We start from the raw sequence: 21,191 nt of genomic DNA on the forward strand, positions 1-21,191 counted from the left end.
CTCAAGAATATCCCAAATATGCTTGGAAAAGCCTTATGAGCAAAACAACTCAAGAAAATCCAACAACTGAGAATTCTGCGAAAGCGACTGTGTCAAATACATCAAAAGCTCGTTCAAATGCGAGTAGTGGTAATGCAAACAGCGCCAACAACGCAAATACTCCAAAAGCGACTCGCCCTCGTACGTCGACGACTCGCAAAAAAACAGCAGCAACAAATAAAACTAAAGCTGAAAATCAAACTTCAGCAACTACGACTCAATCTTCCGCTGAACAGGAAAAAACTATGACTCAAAATACTGTACGCCGTGTTGCAATTATCGGTGGTAATCGTATTCCTTTCGCACGTTCTAATGGTGCTTATTTCACAGCTACAAATACGGATATGCTTACAGCAGCATTGAATGGTCTAGTTGAGCGTTTTAATCTTCAAGGTCAACGTCTAGGTGAAGTTGTTGCTGGTGCTGTACTGAAGCACAGCCGTGATTTCAATATGACGCGTGAATGTGTGTTAAGCACAGAGCTTGCACCTGAAACTCCAGCTTACGATATCCAACAAGCTTGTGGTACTGGCCTTCAAGCCGCTTTCCTCGTAGCGAACAAAATTGCACTTGGTCAAATTGAGGTGGGTATTGCAGGTGGTGTGGATACCACTTCAGATGCTCCTATCGCATTTGGTGATGGATTACGTAAAGCCCTCTTAGAACTCAACGTTGCAAAAACAGGTAAAGATCGTCTTAAAGCGTTAACTAAAATTAACGTAAAAGATTTGCTAGATGCTCCTAAAAATGGTGAACCTCGTACTGGCTTATCTATGGGCGATCACCAAGCGATCACAACACTTGAGTGGGGCATTTCTCGTGAAGCTCAAGATGAACTTGCTGCATCGTCTCATCAGAAAATGGCTGCAGCTTATGAAGCAGGATTCTTTGACGATTTAATGACGCCATTCCTTGGCCTTGAGCGCGACAACAACTTACGTCCTGATTCAACTGTAGAAAAGCTTGCAAAACTTAAGCCAGCGTTTGGTAAAGGTGATGCTCGTACAATGACTGCTGGTAACTCTACTCCACTTACCGATGGTGCTTCTTGTGTATTATTAGCATCAGAAGAATGGGCTAAAGCAAATGGTCACGAAATTTTAGCGTATTTAAGTTTCTCTGAAACTGCTGCTGTAGATTTCATTGGTAAAAAAGAAGGTTTGTTAATGGCTCCTGCTTACGCAGTTCCACGTATGCTCGAGCGTGCTAATTTAAAACTTCAAGATTTTGACTACTATGAAATTCATGAAGCATTTGCATCTCAAGTTCTTTCTACATTAAAAGCTTGGGAAGATCCTAAATTCTGTAAAGAACGTCTAGGCTTAGATGCGCCTTTAGGTTCAATTGATCGTGCGAAGTTAAACGTTAAAGGCTCTTCGTTGGCTGCGGGTCACCCATTTGCCGCAACGGGTGGTCGTATTATCGCAACTGCTGCAAAAATTTTAAATGAAAAAGGTTCAGGTCGTGTACTTGTGTCGATCTGTGCTGCAGGTGGTCAAGGTGTAACGGCAATTATTGAAAAATAATTTCTATGACAACAAAAAAGCATCTCAATAGAGATGCTTTTTTATTTTGAGTTTTAGTGATTTAAAGCCTCAGGTGCATAACCCAGTTTAGCTTCGATCCCATCATAGAACCATTGAAATATAAATGTATACACCAGAATACTAAGCGTCAAACCTAAGTCGACGATAAAAGCTTGTATGAGCGTCATATCCATCATATATGCAACAATTGGAATGGTCACTAACATCAAGCCACCTTCAAATCCTAGCGCATGCAATATACGAACTTTTACAGTACGCTTCCACTGATTGCGCGCTTCAATTTTTTCGAAATAATGATTGAAAATCATATTCCAGATCACTGAAAGTACAGCCATAATCACACCTAATGTACCTGCAATCTCCAGTGGAACTTCGAAAATAAAACTCAAAGAAATTGCGATGATCACCAATAGAATGATTTCATAGCTTATTGCGTGAATAATTCTTCTCTTTGAAAAAAACATGGGTTCACTCATCAACATTGTTATATGAGCACATTTTATTTTCATAATATTGAATGATCGAGTTAGAATCTATCAAAATTTCTGAAAGAACAAAGATGAATATTAATCAAGAACAATTGGTCGTTTTTAAAACGGTGATGGAAACAGGTTCTTTTTCCGCAGCCGCACGTCAATTAGGCAAGGTCCCGTCTGCTGTCAGTATGGCGATTTCCAATTTAGAGATTGATCTGAATCTTCATCTGTTTGAAAGAATAGGACGTGAACCACAACCAACGCTTCAAGCTAAAGTTTTGTATGAACGTACTAATCATTTATTGATTGAAATGAATCAATGGAAACAACATGCGTTTGGTTTGAGTAGCGGCATCGAAACCGAATTAAATATTGTGGTGGTATCAGAGTTACTACATAGTAGATGGACTGATTATATTGTTTTATTAGAACAACAATTTCCTCAACTACAAATCAATATATTCAGCGCACCACAAGAAGATGCTCAACAAATGATTTTAACGGGTAAGGCTCATTTAGCCTTGATGTTTGAGCGTGAGCATATTGAGGCAAATGAACAATTTGTGGAATTAATGAAAGAAAGTTTAATTCCAGTTGCATCTGTTCATCATCCGCTGTGCCAAAATCAAAAAGTGAGCTATGAAGAAATTTTTCAAAGTCGTCAGATTGTAGTCGCTAGTCGCGATCGGAACATTAAGCCTGAATTACTCTTCTCCAAAGATGCATGGCGTACAGACAATCACCATTCTGCATGTAGATTAATTTCACAAGGACTTGGATGGGGAGTTTTACCCACTGAAATACTTATCGAACAACCAACATTAAAGAAAAAACTTAAAGTTCTACGATTTTCAGATTTCACCCCAAAATTTGATTATTTTATCGATCTAGTCTGGAGTAAAGAGCAACCACTGGGCAAAGCTGCTCAATTTTTAATTCATCACATCAGAAATAAAAGAAAAATGTAGGAAAATGACTTGATTTAAAACTTTTGTAGCATGTTTCAAAATAATCATGTGTTATAAAGATGATATAAGTAATGAAACAAAGAATTAGATCGCAATGACTGAAACAGCTTTATCTCAATTAAAAAACTTCACTACAATTGTTGCAGACACAGGTGACTTAAACGCAATAAAAAAATTTAAGCCATTGGATGCTACCACTAACCCTTCACTCATCACGGCAGCAGCTTCATTTCCTGAAAACAAAGAACTGATTGAAGCTGCATTTGATCAAGCAAAGTCAGAGGGTTATCGGTCGGATGAGTTAATCGATAGAACAATTGATATCCTGACTGTCAAATTAGGTGTGGAAATTCTAAAAGTAGTTGAAGGTCGAGTATCAACAGAAGTTGATGCAGCACTTTCATACGATACAGCCGCGACAATTGCTAAAGCTAAAGAATTACTCGCACTCTATGCGACGTATGGTGTTGATCAAAACCGAATTTTAATTAAAATCGCCTCAACATGGGAAGGTATTCAAGCTGCTAAGGTTCTTGAAGCAGAAGGCATTCATTGCAACTTAACTTTGTTGTTTGGCTTACATCAAGCAAAAGCATGTGCGGATGCTCAGGTCACGTTAATTTCACCATTTGTAGGTCGTATTCTCGATTGGTATAAAAAAGCTGAAAATGTGGATCACTATCCAATTGAACAAGATCCTGGTGTGCAATCCGTTAAACATATTTACCAGTTCTACAAACAAAATCAGGTGAAAACTGAAGTTATGGGTGCAAGCTTTCGTAGCGTAGAACAGGTTCTCGGACTTGCTGGATGCGACCTCTTAACTGTATCACCGAATTTACTTGACGAATTGGCTCAAGATCATCGCCAAGTTGAAATTCAGTTAAATGCAAATGCACACAGCTCAAATATCGAATCGCTTAGTCCAATCACTGAAATAGATTTTAAAGAGCAAATTCAGAAAGATCTTATGGCATCGCAATTATTGCAAGGCGGTATTGATGGCTTCATTAAGGCAAGAGATCAACTCAGCTCTCTGTTAAAACAATCATTTGGCATAGATGCTGATATAAAAGCTTAATTGCACCTATCCATCATTCTTTCAATCGAGCTCTTAGGAGCTCGATTATTTTTTAAGAGATAAATGAGTGTTTGGTATAACTGATCTTCCAACCTATTTAATAGGTACATTACTTATTATTTTATTACCTGGACCTAACTCGCTCTATGTCATGTCTATTGCGACTCGCTTTGGCATAAAAGTGGGCTATCAAGGTGCTTTCGGTATTTTGTGTGGAGATAGCATCCTTATTTTGCTAACTGTCTTAGGTGCCGCAACATTATTGCATCAATTTCCCTGGATTTTTTTCGCCCTAAAAATTATTGGTGCTTTATATCTTAGTTATTTAGGTATCCGTTTAATATATGCAGCCTATTTAACTTGGAAACGTCCAAGTAAAGATCAAGCTAATGTTTCTATTGTACAAAAACAAGAAAAATTTCATCCTTTTCGTACCGCATTACTCATTAGTCTGATTAACCCAAAGGCAATACTGTTCTTTTTATCGTTTTTTGTTCAATTTGTAGATCCAGCTTATCCTTATCCAGCCCAAAGCTTTTTAATGCTTGCTGTAATTTTACAATTAATGAGTATAGCCTACTTAAGTATGTTGATCTTTACAGGTATCAAAATTTCAAATTACTTCAACACGCATTATAAATTAGCAGCTGCTTCTGTTGCCGCTATTGGTATTTTATTTGGATTGTTTGGGATCAAACTTGCGACATCAACAATGTAATCTTAACTTCACAGAATCATTAGGGAAATAATATAAAAATGCTCATAGACGTGATAACAAGAATAAAAAAAGATTTAAGTCTACCTGCTGTTTTCGCTGGCTTTATTACATTTTTAATTGGCATTAGCGTTTCATCTGTACTGGTTATTCAAGCTGGACAAGTATTAGGTGCAAATCAAGCACAGATTAGCTCATGGTTTTGGGCATTGGGTCTGAGTATAGGATTATCAGGACTGATCTTAAGCTGGAAGTTTAAATATCCAGTTGCGACATCATGGTCAACAGCAGGACTAGCACTGATTATCGCTACAGGCTCAGGATACAATTTGAATGAGGCGATAGGGGCATTTTTAATATGCGGAATTATGACTGCTGTATTGGGTTTTTTTGGAATATTTCAAAGAATTCTTGAATTTTTACCGCAATCTCTTACAAGCGCCATGTTAGCTGGAGTGTTATTAAAATTTGGCATTTCATTATTTACGGTCATGCAAGACCAATTGATCTATGTTTTAATCTTGATCAGTACATATTTTATAAGTAAAAAAGCATTACCACGCCACTCCATTGTCATTACATTGTTAGCTTGCATTATTGCCACACCTTTTTTCTTTGAATACACAGCAACCAAAATTCACTACGGAATGACGTATCCAGTATGGATTCAGCCTGAATTTCACTGGTCAAGTATTTTGGGTTTAGCTATTCCCCTCTTGATCATCAATATGGCTTCGCAATATTTACCTGGTTTAGCAATGATCAGATCCTATGGTTACAAACCTCATGTCAACCAATTAGTGAGTTGGACAGGAATTGCTCAAGCAATATTCGCTCCGTTCGGGGCATTTTCAACCAATATCGCGGCAATTAGTGCAGCTGTGAGCCTAGATGAACAAGCTCATCAAGACCCTGCTAAACGCTATATTGCAGGTATGGCTTGTGGTGTGTTCTATATTTTTATGGGCATTTTTGCGGCGACACTAACGGGATTGTTACTGTCATTCCCTAGAGAAATGATTACCACTTTGGCGGCGATCGCGCTTTTTGCCACGATTGGACATAACATCAGTATCGCATTTAAAGAAGATTTAGATCGTGATGCTGCTTTAATCACTTTTTTAATGTCTGCATCTGGAATTCAGTTTTTGGGCATTGGATCTGCTTTTTGGGGTTTGGTTATTGGATTTATTATTTATCATTTGATGCGTATACAAATTAAAAAGCCTATTTAAAAAATAGGCTTTTGGGAATTAAATTACAGGATATTCACCCGTACCTTCAGGCCAAGGTGTCAATAATTCATATCCTTCATCAGTAACAGCAACCATATGTTCCCATTGTGCAGACCAAGATTTATCTGCTGTAACTACTGTCCATCCGTCTTTTAATTCTTTAACTTTGGCTTTGCCTGCATTCACCATAGGCTCAATGGTAAACACCATTCCTTTTCTTAATACTAATCCCTGACCAGGCTGTCCGTAATGCAATACATTCGGTTGCTCATGGTAGGTTTTTCCAATACCGTGACCACAATATTCACGTACAATCGTATAACCTTCGCGTTGCGCAACTTGTTGAATAGCATGACCCACGTCACCAAGTGTCGCGCCAGGTTTAACCGTTTTAATACCTGCAAGCATCGCTTCATAAGTCGTATCGACTAATTTTTTTGCTTCAGGTTTAATTGTACCCACATAGTACATTCGACTGGTATCACCAAAATAACCATCCTTGATGATTGCAACATCAATATTAATGATGTCTCCATCCTCTAAGATAATATTGGAAGCAGGGATACCATGACATACAACTTCATTTTTCGAAATACAGGTTGTTTTTGTATATCCGTAATAACCGACATTTGCTGGCGTCACCTTAAGTGTATTGACGATGTAATCATTACAGATATCATCAAGATACTCAGTACTCACACCTGGCTTCACATAATCACCAATCATCGCAAGCACTTGTGCCGCAAGCCGACCCGATATTCTTAGTTTTTCAATATCTTGTTCAGTTTTAATGGTGACAGCTGTTGCCTTCATGATGAACCCCTTTTTAATTCAGGATTCATTATAGGACTTTCATTTGTCGATCACAAACGCTATAGACTATCTGTAACTTAATCATTTTCGACTATTATTTAACCATTCAGTACATTATTTTATTTTGCGAATCAAGATCTATGCTCTGCTTAATTTCAATTCAATAAATAAATTTATTTTATTAGTTTTATAAATACATAGACTTAATTTAACTCATAATTTCCCATCCAATAAAATTATTCGCTTCTTGCTTTTTTACTATTCCATTCGATGGATGACCGCCCTCCCTATTTACTGACATTTGCTCTAAAATCGCTTTCTTTTTTCTTGAACCGATCTCCCTTATGACCAATTTGCGTACACGGGACATTATTGCCTTAGGTTTTATGACCTTTGCACTATTTATCGGTGCAGGCAATATTATCTTCCCACCTATTGTTGCTCAACAAGCGGGTGAACATGTTTGGTTAGCTGCTTTTGGCTTCTTAATTACTGCTGTTGGCCTTCCTGTTATCACGATCATTGCGCTATCGCGTGTTGAAGGCTCTATTCAACTTTTAAGCTCTCCACTGGGTAAGATTGCAAGTTTAATCTTAACCGTAGCATGCTATCTTGCTGTTGGACCACTTTTCGCGACACCTCGGACAGCTACAGTTTCTTTTGAAATTGGTTTTTCGAGTTATTTTGGAACGTCTTCATCGACCTTGTTGATCTACAGTGCAATTTATTTTGCATTTGTAACGTTAATCTCACTTTATCCGAATAAAATTTTGGATACTGTCGGCTATGTTTTATCTCCACTCAAAATTCTCTCTTTGATCATTTTAGGTGGTAGTGCCTTTTTAGTTTCTGCAGATTATATCCCTGCACCTATTGGAAACTATATCAATAGTCCTGTTTCAGAAGGTTTTGTTAATGGTTATTTAACCATGGACACTTTAGGAGCTTTAGTATTTGGTATTGTCATTATTAATGCGATACGTTCACGTGGTGTAACTGATCAAAAGTTAATTACCAAATATGCAGTGATCGCAAGTTTAATTTCAGGTATTGGCCTTACACTGGTTTACATTAGCCTATTTAAACTTGGACTGAGTAGTCACGAGGCTGCACCTAACGCTGCAAATGGTGCCATTATTCTCCATGGCTATGTTCAGCATGCCTTTGGTGACTTTGGCTCATATTTTCTAGGGGCGATGATTTTTATCGCATGCATGGTTACGGCAATTGGTTTGACTTGTGCATGTGCAGAATATTTCTCACAAATCACGAAGATTACTTACAAAAAATGGGTTTTCATTCTTGTTGGTTTCTCATTTGTCATTTCCAACTTAGGTTTAACCAAGTTAATCGCCTTCTCTGTACCTGTATTAAGTGCAATCTACCCACCAGCGATTGTGGTGATCATGATGGGATTTATGTGGAAGTTCTTTAATTCCGCTCCACGCGTCATTGCGCCTGTTACAGCGGTTGCTTTCATATTCGGTATTATTGATGGACTTAAGGTTGCAGAATTAGATCATTTCTTGCCAGCATTTATGAACAATCTACCATTGGCTGAACAAAATTTAGCATGGTTGATTCCTTCTTTAGTTGTATTTGTCATTGTCTACATACTGGATAGACTGAAGAAGTAAATTCAGGTGATTTATCAATAAATATTGTTTTACCCAAGCCGTATTTGTTCTGTAATCAATAATTGTCTCGTTTATCCAACAGACTATTATTGCTTACCCACCTTAACTTTGACCTCATCAGTCTGATTTGGAATGACTTTTGCTACTATTTATTTGTTTTGCAAGGTGCTAAAAAGTAAATAGATTAAAGAATTACAAGAAACTCTATTCATCTCATCACGATTTATCGAAATAATTCTAGCACTTAGCTCACGTAGTATCTTAATTTCAAATATTTCGACTTTTGTCATATTAATGTCATAATTTATTTACATAATAGAGTGTTAAAAACTTGCTTTATTCTTCAATCCCCTGTACAAGTATGTAAACAAAGTCGACTAAATCATTCAGATTTGTCATGAATTATCAGGAGGGATGGAGATGTTATCATTACATTTCAACAAGCAAGTCTTCATTAATACTCTTAAAGCGAACAACAATGCTGTCGTTTTTTTAAGCACAATGTTTGCTCTCATGCTGACACTTGTTGTGCAAGGTACAATTCAAGGCACGTTGAAGCTTGAATATTTTGCTTATGCACTTGCTGCGACGCTAGCATTTTACGTGTGGGCCTTTATTGACACGAAATATCGTACTCAAAAGCTTTCTGATCAAGAAGCACATTTAGACTAAGAGATGGATGCCAAAGCATCCATCTTAAAGTCAATGTCATCATTTAAAGCACTCTATCAAAATAACAAGTTTTTCAATTCTGCTCTACTTATTAGAATAACCCAACATATAAACCATAAAGCAAACCTAAGGTCGCCCCAACCTCACCTACGACCAATAGTACCATCGCACCTCTCATGAGCAATTTTGGTAATTCAATACGCCCTAATTGATGTGGTTCTTTGAACTGATTTGTCGTATCTTTCAATAAGCCATGCAAAATATAACTTAAAATTGAAAATGCAAAAAAGAAAATATTAATCAAAATAAAGAGCAAATTTGTCGATTCATTCAACGCTGAAAAATATGCCATAACCGCTAGAATTAACGTTGCAGGTGCATATAGCAAACTACTCCTATGCGCAATATCAACATAATAATGTGCTCGAGCTTGTTTAGATAAGCTGATTTGCACATACTTCCATACACCAGTAAGCATACCGGTGAATAAAAAAATACCACTAAAAAAAATAGCAAGTCTTACCGATAATTCCATTTGATCGATCATGATCTGACATTCCTTCGCTATAAAACAGATTGCAATATGTTTAGCATCTTATCTCATATTTCATACTACGACTTCGCTAACTCCATACCTTATATAGAAATTTAAGCAAAAAAAAGCTCCAATAAGGAGCTTTTTTATTAGAGTTTAAAGCGTGATTTTAACGGTTTTAATTCGATTATCTTCCATTTCTAGAATTTCGAAATTAACCCCTTGGTGTTCAATCAACATACCAACTTCAACCGCTCCACTCGTTTTATCTAAAATCAGTCCTGCAACACTAAAGTAACCTGAGTCTTCTTGCACCAGATCTAAATCTAATATATCGAGCGCCAGCTCTAATTGATATAAATCTAACATACCAGACGCCTTCCAAGTGGTATCATCGATTTTAACCAATTCAAGCTGTTCATCAGCATCTGGGAATTCACCAGCAATTGCTTCAAAAACATCTAATGGTGAGATTAAGCCTTGAATATTGCCATATTCATTTGTAACAAGTACCAATGAACCTTTAGAAGTTCTTAATGTATTAATTGCATCAATCACTTTCATTTTTTCATAAATGAAAATAGGACGGACACGTTTCATCAAATCTTTTAGTTGATCTGGATCATCTAATGCATCAATCAATTCTTTTGCACGTACAATCGTGATGACTTTATCCAATTGTCCACGACAAACTGGGAAAAGACTATGAGGTACAGCTAATACCTGTTCACGAATTGCTTCGGCATCGTCCTCAATATTAACCCAAGAAATTTGATTTCGAGGTGTCATAATTGAAGCAACTGAACGTTCAGCAAGTGATAGCACACCACCAACCATATAACGCTCTTCATCACCAAAAGCTTGTTGAATTTCTTCAACTTCTTTGGATGTTGCAATATCGGCATCCAATTTACTGCCCATCAATTTCAAAATTGAATCTGCAGTTCGATGACGTAACGGGATCTTCGCTTGATTTTTTTCAAGATTACGATTCGAAAATTGATTGAATGCTTCAATTAGAATTGCAACACCAATACCTGAATAAATATAACCTTTAGGGATATGGAATCCAAAACCTTCAGCGATTAGACTTACACCGATCAATAACAAGAAACTTAAACAAAGGATAACCACCGTAGGATGACGGTTAACAAACGTAGTTAACGGTTTTGATGCAATTAACATGACAACCATAGCCACAATCATCGCAGCCATCATCACGTAAATATTATCCACCATACCAATCGCAGTGATCACTGAGTCGAGTGAAAATACCGCATCAAGCACGACGATCTGAGCCACAACTGCAGCAAAACCAGCGTATACGACATTGTTATTCGTTTTAATCTCGGGTTTACCCTCCATTTTTTCATGGAGTTCATTGACAGCCTTATACACAAGGAATAGACCACCAAACAGTAATATCAAATCCCGACCTGAGAATGTTTTTCCAAAAATTTCAATCAATGGTTGAGTTAAAGTCACTAACCACGAGATCGCAAAAAGTAGACCTAGACGCATTAATAATGCGAGGGATAAACCGATTACACGGGCTCTATCACGTTGTTCTGGAGGAAGTTTTTCTGCAAGTATCGCAATAAATACTAAGTTATCAATACCTAAAACGATTTCAAGAATGATAAGGGTAATTAACCCTATCCAAATGCCAGGATCCAATAAAAATTCCATATTAGATCTCCTGGTTCTTATTATTTAAGATAATGTAAGAAGCTAAATTAGGCCAACACGGCGACGGGTCCATATATAAAGTTACCTTTTCAGAAATGATGAAACTATTATGCATAAGAATTTTATTTTGTAATTACTTTTTTTATGTTCAAAACAATTTTTTATGTAAATTTAGATCATATCTTTAGTCGTAATTGCCATCCTTGAATAGTCTTTGACATTTTCGACACAAAAAAAAATATCAATGCCAAGTTATAGTTCCTATATTTTTCAATAGAATTTGGTCAGCGTGGAATTGACATAAAGATATAATCATGAAGATCAGAATAGCTGTATTTTTCGAATCTTCTGTTTTGATACACATAAAGATATTTACAGATCATTGAAATATGTTTTATAAAACTGAAGTCAATAGGTGTCATACCTTTTGTCTGATTTAAGGTAAGCGCTTGAACATAAGTTGATTATTTGAACATAGTTCTTTTAATATAGGTTATGCTTCATGTAATATTTAAATTAATAAAAACAATTAAGTTACACTGACAAGGACGTAGCGATGTCAAAAAAATATGCAAAATTTTTACCTTCATCTGAAAATTTTGAACTCGAAAATTTTCCATTCTATTGGATCACTCAAGTCCATTCTCAATATGTACTGAATGTTGACCATGTGCTCAAAAAGTATGGCGTTGATAATTCTCGTCGACGTTTGCTTGTCGCATTGTCTACTAAACCAGATGCAAGTGTTTCAGAACTCTCTGACATGATTGTGTCAAAAATGTCGACGACTACAAAAATCGTTTACCGTTTAAAAGATGAAGGAATGGTTGACACTTACTCGTGTGAAAACGATGCCCGTATTACGCGTGTGGTACTAACACCAAAAGGTTTAGAAATGACAAAAAAAATTAATGATCTGATGAGTGTGGTTCTTGAACAAACATTTGAGGGATTAACCCCACTTCAAATTGAAAAACTAATGGAAAGCTTAAAGCATATTTTCAAAAATTTAGCGCATTAATTTTCCTAAACTTTAGATTAAAGCCCATCATCAAACATATTGAGTTGGGCTGTATTGTTCTGCCGTGGTTTTGGACAATAAAAACATTCAAATTCCCCTACTGGAAAGCCTTCAACAAAGTTCTGAATGTCGGGGGATTTTAAACTCAACCACTGATCTAATTTATGGTGCGGAATAATAATTACTGACCGTTTAACATCTCCAGGCTCATGAAAATCCTTCATCATTTCGTGATGAATAGCATCCATGGTAATCATCGTTGCTGAACGATAAATAATTTGATCAATTTTCGTGATTTCATACAACGCTGCGATAAAAAATGCCTGACCATCTTTTCTTCTCACACCCCATCGTTGCGGTCGTCCATTAATATATTTTGCTTCATAAAACTCAGTTACTGGAATTACACCAAATTTACATTTTTCAAATGCTTCTTGAAAACTTCTTTTTTCGCTTAATGTTTCATTGCGTGCATTATAGGTTTTCTTCGCTATTTCTGTATCAGTTGCCCATTTTGGTATAAAACCAAAATTAACTAACCTCCACTCGTAGCTATGATCAGATTTAAATAACAACGGGGTTTCGTAGCTTGGATAAACCTCTTCCACATATTCAAATGAAATATGTGGAAGTTCTAATGCTTGGATTTGATGCGCTTGTATTGGCTTAAAGTTGGCACACATAGCATAATTTTCAATACTATAAAAAACTTAGGCTATTATAGCTGATCCAATTCAGTTCATTATGATGATATTGGTACTGTCATCCAGTGTGTACGCGTGAATTCATCCATAATCCAATGCCCATTAAAGCGCCCTAATCCAGAGTTCTTTTCTCCACCGAATGGTGCATTAGCATGGTCCGCGACACTTATACCATTAATATGTGTCATTCCAATATCGAGTTTTGAAGCGATTTCTACTCCGCGCTCAATATCAGATGTACATACAGCACCAGATAAACCAAACGGTGTGTCATTGGCGATTTGAATTGCATGTGCTTCATCATCTGCTCTGATGATCGGCAGAATTGGTCCGAAGCTTTCCTCTTGAGCAATTGCATATGTCGGCAATACATCGATAAACACATGAGGTGAAACCAAATTATTCTCAATACCCCCAGCATAGACCAACTTAGCACCTTCTATTTGAGCCTGATCAATGATTCGTTGATGCTGTTTCACTTGTGTATTATTAATAATAGGTCCTATAAGCGTCTCATCAAGATTAGGATCACCCACAGGAATATCTTTTACTTTGTTTAAAAGCTTTTGAACATATTCATTGTGAATCGATTGATCTACGATGACACGATTAGTGCTCATACAGATTTGACCTTGGTGAAGGAAGCGCCCCTTGATCGTCAAATCGACTGCCAAATCTAAATCTGCATCTTTAAGAATTAATAATGGCGCATTCCCCCCAAGCTCTAAAGCAAGTCGTTTGATTCTAGAGCTGGCCATCGCTTTAGCACCAACATTTTGTCCTACTTCTGTAGAGCCAGTGAATGAAATCATCTTCGGGATAGGATGCTCGACAAAATAATCCCCTATTTCACTACCACTACCCACAATGACATTCAGTACACCAGCGGGCACACCCGCCTCTTCAAACAATTTCCCTAATAATGTTCCACCTGTAACAGGTGTGTCACTCGCAGGTTTTAGTACCACTGTATTTCCACATGCGATTGCGCAAACAACCGATCGCATTGACAAATGAAATGGAAAATTCCAAGGGCTAATGACAGCAATAACACCCAACGCTTTGCGTTGATAAAAACTTTTTCTCGCAGGATCTTTACTTTCTAGCTGAACAGTTTGGATTTGATCAGGAAAAGTGAATGATTCTGAGATAATACCAAGCGCAGCACCTACTTCAATATTTGCCTTGAGACGCGTACTTCCAGACTCGGTAATCAGCCAATCTATAATTTCGTCTTTACGTAATTGTATGATGTCATGCAGCTTCTGAATGATTTTCTTGCGATCTATAGCAGAGGTAATTAAGCCAAGATCAAATGCTTGTTGTGCTGCAGAAAAAGCGAGATCAACATCAGACTGATTCGCCGCTTGAATTTGGTGTATTTCTTTTAAATCAAATGGATTAAAATTTTGTATGACACGCTCTGAAGAGCCTTTTAACCAAGAACCGTTAATATACTGTTGATTTAAATTTGAATATCGCGTCATTTTATGTCCCTCTTCATGCCACTTTTTACCCAATGGTCAACTATTTTACACAGTCGTAAAAAAAGCCTCCGGAGAGGCTTTTTTATTTTAATTAGTCACCAGTATAACCTTTAAGCTTCAAGCGGTAAGCATGAAGTAATGGTTCTGTATAACCTGATGGTTGTTCAGCACCTTTAAACACTAAATCATATGCTGCTTGGTAAGCATAACCGTCAAACCCAGGCGCCATTGGTGTGTACGCTGGATCGTTCGCATTTTGCTCATCTACAATTTTAGCCATACGTTGCATTACTTCTTCAACTTGCTCTTTAGTCACGATACCGTGACGTAACCAGTTAGCAACGTGTTGAGATGAAATACGTAAAGTTGCACGGTCTTCCATCAAACCAACGTTGTTGATGTCTGGAACTTTAGAACAACCAACACCCAAATCAACCCAACGAACAACATAACCAAGAATACCCTGAAGGTTATTTTCTAACTCTTTGGTTTTCTCTTCATCAGTCCAATTCGTATCAGTCGCTAATGGTGGAGTTAATAAATCATCTAAAGGTAATGCTTCAGTTTTTAACAACTCTTGTTGACGCGCTGAAACATTACATTGGTGATAGTGAATCGCATGAATTACAGCACCAGATGGTGATGGAACCCAAGCACAGCTCGCACCAGCTTCAGGATGCTCAATTTTGGTTTTATACATATCTAAAAGCATATCTGGTTTAGGCCACATGCCTTTACCAATTTGTGCTTTGCCACGTAAGCCTGCTTGTAAACCAACCATCACGTTACGGTTTTCATATGCAGGGAACCAAATTTGAGATTTAACTTCACCCTTACGAACGAATGGACCTGCTTCCATAAAGGTATGGATTTCGTCACCTGTACGGTCCATGAATCCTGTGTTAATGAAGATGGTACGATCTTTCGCTTGAGCAATACAGTTTTTCAAGTTTACAGAAGTACGGCGCTCTTCATCCATGATCCCGATTTTAAGCGTTTTTGCTGGCAAACCTAGAGCTTGTTCAGCACGCTCAAATAGTTCAACTGCAAATGCAACTTCTTCAGGGCCATGCATCTTAGGTTTAACGATATACATAGAACCTTTACGAGAATTCTTGATTTCGTTTTGACCTTTGATGTCAGCAAACGTTAACAACGGTGTGATCAATGCATCCATGATACCTTCATAGATTTCTTGACCATCCACAAGGATCGCCGGGTTCGTCATCAAATGACCAACGTTACGAAGAAGCATCAATGAACGACCGTGTAAAGTTGTTTCGCCACCGATCAGATTCTTGTGGGTACGGTCTTTGTTTAAAGCACGAGTAATGGTTTTACCATTTTTCTCGATTTTCTCTTCCAAAGTACCCTTCATCAAACCTAACCAGTTACGGTAGCCTTCAACTTTTTCTTCAGCATCAACCGCAGCAATTGAGTCTTCCAAATCTTGGATCGTTGTTACCGCAGATTCTAAAACAAGATCTTTTACGCCAGCAGCATCCGTTTGACCAATTGGGCTTGTCGCATCGATTTCAATGATGACATGCAAACCATTATTTAATAAAACGATTTCTGTCGGCGCAGACTCTTCACCATTAAAACCTACAAATTGAGCTTCTTTAGCCAAATTCGTTGTGCTGCCATCTTTAAGCGTTACCACTAATTTTTTTGCTTCAACAGCGTATTTCGTAGCATCCGCATGTGATCCATTTGCTAAAGGGAAAGTTTCATTTAAGAAATTTTTAGCAAAGGCGATAACTTTTTCGCCACGAACAGGGTTATACCCCTTACCTTTTTCCGCACCACCTTCTTCCGAGATAACATCGAAACCATACAATGCGTCATATAAAGAGCCCCAACGAGCATTTGCAGCGTTCAAGCAGTAACGTGCATTACGTACAGGCACAACCAATTGTGCACCCGCCAATAGTGCGATTTCTTCATCTACATTTTCAGTTGTAATTTGAAAATCTTCTACTTCTGGTAATAAGTAGCCAATTTCTGTCAGGAAAGCTTTGTAAGCTCCTAATTCAAATTTATTATTGCGGTGCCATTCATCAATTTTCGCTTGAATGTCATCACGCTTAGCCAAGAGTGCTTTATTTTTTGGGCTAAGATCAACAACGACTTGTTCAAAGTTTTTCCAGTAAGTTTCACTGTCTAAACCAGAACCTGGTAGTGCTTCATTTTCGATGAAATCGTAGAGTTCTTTAGCAATCGCTAACTTGCCTTTCTGAATACGTGCAGTCATTGTCTTTCCTGATATTGCTACTTTTTATACAAGAGAATCTAGTATACCCATTTATAAATTGCTGAATAGTAATATCACATTGCTAAATAGTGATCATTTATTATAGACACCAATCAGCTGAGACTTTTGATCTATTACTTATTGAGTCGTCTTAATTCAACAATCTAATTACAGTGTATAAAGTTTTATAAAGGTAGAAATTAGACTTAAGTGCCAATTTCCATCAAATCTGATTTAATTTAAACCAATATGTCTATTTTCTCTACGCTTTTAAGCGACGATTTCAAATTTATTCCACTCCAAATAAAAAAACCCAAACATCATCTGTTTGGGTTCGTTTTTGAATTTTCACATTTATTCTGCAGGCATATCAATTTGTCGATGCGCAGATTGTAAATAGTCATCTGATTGCATTTCGAGTAAGCGTGAACGTGTGCGTTCGATTTCAAACGCTAATTTTTCGCCACTATATATATTAATGATACTGGCATGTGAGGTTAGTAATAATTTAACACCACGATCATAGAACTCATCGACTAAATAAATGAATCGGCGTGTTCCTTCTGATAAATAATCATTCAGATCGGGAACATTACTGACTAGGACAGTGTTATAAGTGTTCGCAATTTCGATAAAGTCCGCAGGACTTCGTGGCTTCATACAGAGTTCAGAAAACTCACACCATAATACATCTTCAGTATGACCAATTGTATCGACATTACGTCCATTAATGATGATCGGTTCTTCACTCACATTTTGAGCACTGGTTAATGCTGAAAAACGTTGTGCCATCCATACCTGATTATCATGGCTTAAAGGTGATTTGAACAATTGCGCTTGTTTCAGTACACGCAAACGATAGTCAACACCTGCATCCACATTCAAAATGACACAATTCTTTTTTACCATTTCAATCGTTGGAATAAAGCGGTCGCGATGAATACCGTTCTTGTATAAACCATCTGGTGCAATGTTTGATGTCGCAACAAGTGTAATTCCACGAACAAATAGCTTTTGGAATAAATCACTTAAAATCATCGCATCCGTGACATTTGATACAAAGAATTCATCAAAACAGATCACAACCGCATCTTTGTAAATTTGATCAGCAACGATGTCGAGTGGATTTTGCTGTCCTGAATTTTTATTTAACTCTTTATGCACATATTGCATAAAATGATGGAAATGCATACGCGTCTTACGACGGAATGGTATCGCATCATAAAACTGGTCCATCAACCAAGTTTTTCCACGCCCAACACCACCCCACATATAAACACCCTTCGGGGCTGTTTGACGGCGAAAACGTCGAAACGCTTTTTTAGAAGCTTTATATCGTAAGATCAGTTCTTCCCAAACACGATTAAGTTCATGTACAGCTTGAGCTTGAGCATCATCAGGCATAAATTGTCCTGACGAAATTGCGTGAGCATAACGTTCTGCAGGTGATTGCGGAGTGTGACTTAAACTATTTTGCGAAGAATGAGAATGGAACATAGATATTGATTACTTTTTTAGGCCGTCGGAAGTATAACGAATATTTAAAAAAATGATAAATAACACTTTGGCATATACCATTTGAGCATACATGCTGAGGTTATTTCCCATACTGTCGTGGACTTTGTCCAAACCATCTTTTAAAAGCATGGTTAAATGCTGCAGGTTCTGAATATCCAAGCATTTCAGCTATTACTTCGATTGAATACTCTTTGTACTCAATTAATCGAAGCGCTTTCTCTCGAATGAGTTGCTCCCGTATTTGCTTATAGCTTGTATCCAGTTGGTTAAGCTGATGTCGCAAAGTACGCTCTGGAATATTCAATGCTTGAGCAGTTTCTGCCATTGTTGGAATCTGCCCCGTTTGTAAATCCAAATAATCGTGAATTCTTTGAATCAACTGGTGTTGATTCAATTGTTGTGCATTCAATCTTTCGATTTCAGCATTACATCTTTGTTGATGGACATTAAATGTGATTTGATCAGCTGAAGGCAACTTCAATTCTAAAATTTCAGCATCAAAAATCAGTCGAAATTTCTCTTGTTCAAACCGAACTTGTTCACCGAAATAATTCAAATACTTGTTCAAAAAAATGGATTCTTTCGGTCGTGAAAACGGCAATTCAATCTGCACTTCAGGAAAGGGCAATCCTATCATTTTGTAGATATCTTGCACGAATTTAACCGTACCTGAAATTTCACATTGAGCCCTGAACTCATCAACTTCACTTTGTAAATTGAGTGGCTCATAACATAAAGCCGCATAGACACTCGTCTGCTCTAATGTAAGCCTACCCGATAAATGGGTAAGCGCTTGATAGCGTATTCCATTTGTGAGAGCCGCACCGACATTCGAGCTTGTGACCAACAGCATGAGAAGCGGACCATAGCCTGCGAGCGCATAATGTTGACCGACATCCAAACCAAGCAGCGGGTTAACCCCTTTAGCAATAATTCTTTGAATGATTTGTTCTAATTCAGGTTGAATCGTTGAACTCGGATCTAAGGCATCCGCCTTTAAACCGACAGCTTCCAATCTTTCGTCCACATTTATTCCGACCTGTCGCATGCCCTGTATGAGATACAACAAACCGAGAATCGACCTTTTCATAAAACAGAATTTTAAAATTAAAGTTGCATATGTTTTACCCTAAAAAAAAGGGAAAGAATATTGCCGAAAATATCAATATTAAATGTCAATGAAATCATGTCAGTTTCAGTCCAGACTGCTTATGATAGCTTCAAATAATATAAACGAGTATTAAAATGGAAGTTACATCAGATCAGCTAGATACAAATTCAGTCGACTTAACTGAAACGCAACTCATCATGAAAAATACTAAAATTGCGATTATCGGCGCCGGATTTGGAGGATTAGCCACAGCTATTCAACTTCTTAAACGCGGTATCAAAGATTTTGTTATTCTTGAAAAAGCTACAGATGTAGGTGGTACTTGGCGTGAAAATCAATACCCGGGTGCTGCATGTGATGTGCAGTCTCATATGTATTCATTATCTTTTGCACCTAAATCTGATTGGACAAAACGATATGCTGAAGCACCTGAAATTTTTCAATATATTCAAGATCTTATTCAAGAATATGATTTAAAAAAATTTATTCAATATGATACCGAAGTCATTTCGACACGCTTCGATGAGCAAGCTCATGCGTGGGAAATCTCCATCAAGAATCAAAGTGCTCTACGCAGTCAATTCCTTATTTTTGCCTCTGGTCCATTGCATATTCCTCAAATTCCAAAGATTAAAGGTATCGAAAAATTTAAAGGCGAAGTATTCCACTCATCATCTTGGAATCATGCTTATGACCTGAATGGTAAACGTGTAGCCAGTATCGGCACAGGTGGAAGTGCAATTCAATATATTCCTGAGATTGCACCAAAAACCAAACAGTTATACGTGTTTCAAAGAACTGCTGCATGGGTAATACCGCGCGATGAACGTGCTTATAATGCTTTAGACAAAAAACTGTTTGCCCAATACGACTGGTTTAGAAAATTGCATCGAGCGCGCTTGTATTGGTCAAATGAATCACGCGTAGTTCCGATTGTAAAACCTCAAATGATGCGACTGGGTCAAAAACTTGCAGAAGCTTTTATTCGCTTCCAAGTCAAAGATAAAGAAATAGCAAAAAAATTGACACCAGATTACACCATGGGGTGTAAAAGAATTTTGGTATCAAATCGATATTTCCCAACATTTAATCGCAAGAATGTAGAGCTCGTGACGGACAGCATCCAAGAAATTACTGAAAATGCGATTGTTACCAAAGATGGGCAAGTACGAGAAATAGATTGCTTAATTTACGGTACTGGTTTTATTACTGATCCACGAATTTATTTAAAAGATTTTAAATGTTATGGTGAAAATGGTATTGAGTTGAAAGAAGCATGGAAAGAGGGTGCTGAAAGCTACTATGGAATTTCTACCAAAGGATTTCCAAATCTCTTTCAACTTTTAGGCCCGAATACTGTTTTAGGTCATAACTCTGTAATTTTTATGATCGAATCTCAAGTGAATTACATTCTACAACTGATTGAAGCTGTAGAAAAATCCAAAACCAAAGCAATCGTGGTCAAAGATGTAGTCCAAGAAGAATTCAACCGTAAAATCCAAGAAAAATTTGCAGGCACAGTTTGGCAATCTGGCTGTGTGAGTTGGTATCAGCAAGAAGGCGGAAAGAATTTTTCACTTTGGCCGAGTTATACATGGAAGTATTGGCTAGAAACCAAAAATGCAAATCTAGCCGATTACCGTTTCTTGAATTAAATGAATAAAAAAATCAGCTCAATTGAGCTGATTT

The 21,191-nt window shown here is 37.3% G+C and carries 18 protein-coding genes; 9 read left to right on the forward strand and 9 right to left on the reverse strand.

Going from position 1 to position 21,191, the window contains the following annotated elements:
- Nucleotides 1-35: 35 nt before the first annotated feature.
- Nucleotides 36-1,565, forward strand: coding sequence for an acetyl-CoA C-acetyltransferase (locus tag AC1M9H_RS11100; protein WP_180028195.1), 1,530 nt, complete (start codon nt 36-38; stop codon nt 1,563-1,565).
- 53 nt (nt 1,566-1,618) lie between these two features.
- Here AC1M9H_RS11100 and aceI read toward each other — a convergent pair whose 3' ends face one another.
- The gene (gene aceI / locus AC1M9H_RS11105; RefSeq protein WP_481613400.1) at nt 1,619-2,050 is read right to left on the reverse strand and encodes a chlorhexidine efflux PACE transporter AceI; all 432 of its coding nucleotides are present in this window, start codon (nt 2,048-2,050) and stop codon (nt 1,619-1,621) included.
- 95 nt (nt 2,051-2,145) lie between these two features.
- Here aceI and aceR point away from each other — a divergent pair, with 95 nt between their 5' ends.
- The 4 genes from aceR (at nt 2,146) to AC1M9H_RS11125 (ending at nt 6,061) form a co-directional block, all read left to right on the forward strand.
- Nucleotides 2,146-3,030, forward strand: a complete 885-nt coding sequence (aceR, locus tag AC1M9H_RS11110; RefSeq protein WP_481613401.1) for an HTH-type transcriptional regulator AceR — start codon at nt 2,146-2,148, stop codon at nt 3,028-3,030.
- A gap of 94 nt (nt 3,031-3,124) precedes the next feature.
- Nucleotides 3,125-4,111, forward strand: coding sequence for a transaldolase (tal, locus tag AC1M9H_RS11115; protein WP_481613402.1), 987 nt, complete (start codon nt 3,125-3,127; stop codon nt 4,109-4,111).
- Nucleotides 4,112-4,178: 67 nt separating this feature from the next.
- The gene (leuE, locus tag AC1M9H_RS11120) at nt 4,179-4,829 is read left to right on the forward strand and encodes a leucine efflux protein LeuE (RefSeq protein WP_481587646.1); all 651 of its coding nucleotides are present in this window, start codon (nt 4,179-4,181) and stop codon (nt 4,827-4,829) included.
- Nucleotides 4,830-4,882: 53 nt separating this feature from the next.
- Entirely contained in the window at nt 4,883-6,061 is a 1,179-nt protein-coding gene (locus AC1M9H_RS11125) for a benzoate/H(+) symporter BenE family transporter (protein ID WP_481613431.1), read from the forward strand.
- A gap of 18 nt (nt 6,062-6,079) precedes the next feature.
- Here the strand turns inward: AC1M9H_RS11125 and map are convergent, their stop codons facing one another.
- Nucleotides 6,080-6,874: a type I methionyl aminopeptidase gene (map, locus tag AC1M9H_RS11130; RefSeq protein WP_035266073.1), complete on the reverse strand. Its 795-nt coding sequence runs from the start codon at nt 6,872-6,874 to the stop codon at nt 6,080-6,082.
- A 344-nt stretch (nt 6,875-7,218) separates the two neighbouring features.
- Here map and brnQ point away from each other — a divergent pair, with 344 nt between their 5' ends.
- Nucleotides 7,219-8,511, forward strand: a complete 1,293-nt coding sequence (gene brnQ / locus AC1M9H_RS11135; protein ID WP_481597801.1) for a branched-chain amino acid transport system II carrier protein — start codon at nt 7,219-7,221, stop codon at nt 8,509-8,511.
- Nucleotides 8,512-8,931: 420 nt separating this feature from the next.
- Complete coding sequence (locus AC1M9H_RS11140; protein ID WP_035266079.1) at nt 8,932-9,183, forward strand: hypothetical protein; 252 nt, start codon at nt 8,932-8,934, stop codon at nt 9,181-9,183.
- Nucleotides 9,184-9,274: 91 nt separating this feature from the next.
- Here AC1M9H_RS11140 and AC1M9H_RS11145 read toward each other — a convergent pair whose 3' ends face one another.
- Together AC1M9H_RS11145 and AC1M9H_RS11150 are read right to left on the reverse strand one after the other, a co-directional pair.
- The gene (locus tag AC1M9H_RS11145) at nt 9,275-9,730 is read right to left on the reverse strand and encodes a hypothetical protein (protein WP_481613403.1); all 456 of its coding nucleotides are present in this window, start codon (nt 9,728-9,730) and stop codon (nt 9,275-9,277) included.
- Between the two features lie 144 nt (nt 9,731-9,874).
- The gene (locus AC1M9H_RS11150; RefSeq protein ID WP_481613404.1) at nt 9,875-11,407 is read right to left on the reverse strand and encodes a TerC family protein; all 1,533 of its coding nucleotides are present in this window, start codon (nt 11,405-11,407) and stop codon (nt 9,875-9,877) included.
- A gap of 556 nt (nt 11,408-11,963) precedes the next feature.
- On the opposite strand from AC1M9H_RS11150, the gene AC1M9H_RS11155 reads away from it, so the two are divergent.
- On the forward strand, nt 11,964-12,428 hold the full coding sequence (locus AC1M9H_RS11155; protein ID WP_035266085.1) for a MarR family winged helix-turn-helix transcriptional regulator: 465 nt from the start codon (nt 11,964-11,966) through the stop codon (nt 12,426-12,428).
- Between the two features lie 17 nt (nt 12,429-12,445).
- Here the strand turns inward: AC1M9H_RS11155 and AC1M9H_RS11160 are convergent, their stop codons facing one another.
- From AC1M9H_RS11160 to AC1M9H_RS11180, 5 genes are all read right to left on the reverse strand, one after another.
- On the reverse strand, nt 12,446-13,111 hold the full coding sequence (locus AC1M9H_RS11160) for an SOS response-associated peptidase (protein WP_481592103.1): 666 nt from the start codon (nt 13,109-13,111) through the stop codon (nt 12,446-12,448).
- A 59-nt stretch (nt 13,112-13,170) separates the two neighbouring features.
- On the reverse strand, nt 13,171-14,619 hold the full coding sequence (locus AC1M9H_RS11165) for an aldehyde dehydrogenase family protein (RefSeq protein ID WP_481613405.1): 1,449 nt from the start codon (nt 14,617-14,619) through the stop codon (nt 13,171-13,173).
- 91 nt (nt 14,620-14,710) lie between these two features.
- On the reverse strand, nt 14,711-16,873 hold the full coding sequence (locus tag AC1M9H_RS11170) for a malate synthase G (protein ID WP_092767767.1): 2,163 nt from the start codon (nt 16,871-16,873) through the stop codon (nt 14,711-14,713).
- Between the two features lie 354 nt (nt 16,874-17,227).
- Complete coding sequence (gene zapE / locus AC1M9H_RS11175; protein WP_481613406.1) at nt 17,228-18,370, reverse strand: cell division protein ZapE; 1,143 nt, start codon at nt 18,368-18,370, stop codon at nt 17,228-17,230.
- 100 nt (nt 18,371-18,470) lie between these two features.
- Nucleotides 18,471-19,481 carry an AraC family transcriptional regulator gene (locus tag AC1M9H_RS11180; RefSeq protein WP_481592100.1) on the reverse strand — a complete coding sequence of 337 codons (1,011 nt, stop codon included), beginning with the start codon at nt 19,479-19,481 and terminating at the stop codon, nt 18,471-18,473.
- Nucleotides 19,482-19,699: 218 nt separating this feature from the next.
- Here AC1M9H_RS11180 and AC1M9H_RS11185 point away from each other — a divergent pair, with 218 nt between their 5' ends.
- The gene (locus AC1M9H_RS11185) at nt 19,700-21,157 is read left to right on the forward strand and encodes a flavin-containing monooxygenase (RefSeq protein WP_481613432.1); all 1,458 of its coding nucleotides are present in this window, start codon (nt 19,700-19,702) and stop codon (nt 21,155-21,157) included.
- Nucleotides 21,158-21,191: the final 34 nt, after the last annotated feature.

The organism is Acinetobacter sp. ANC_7512 (assembly GCF_056779935.1).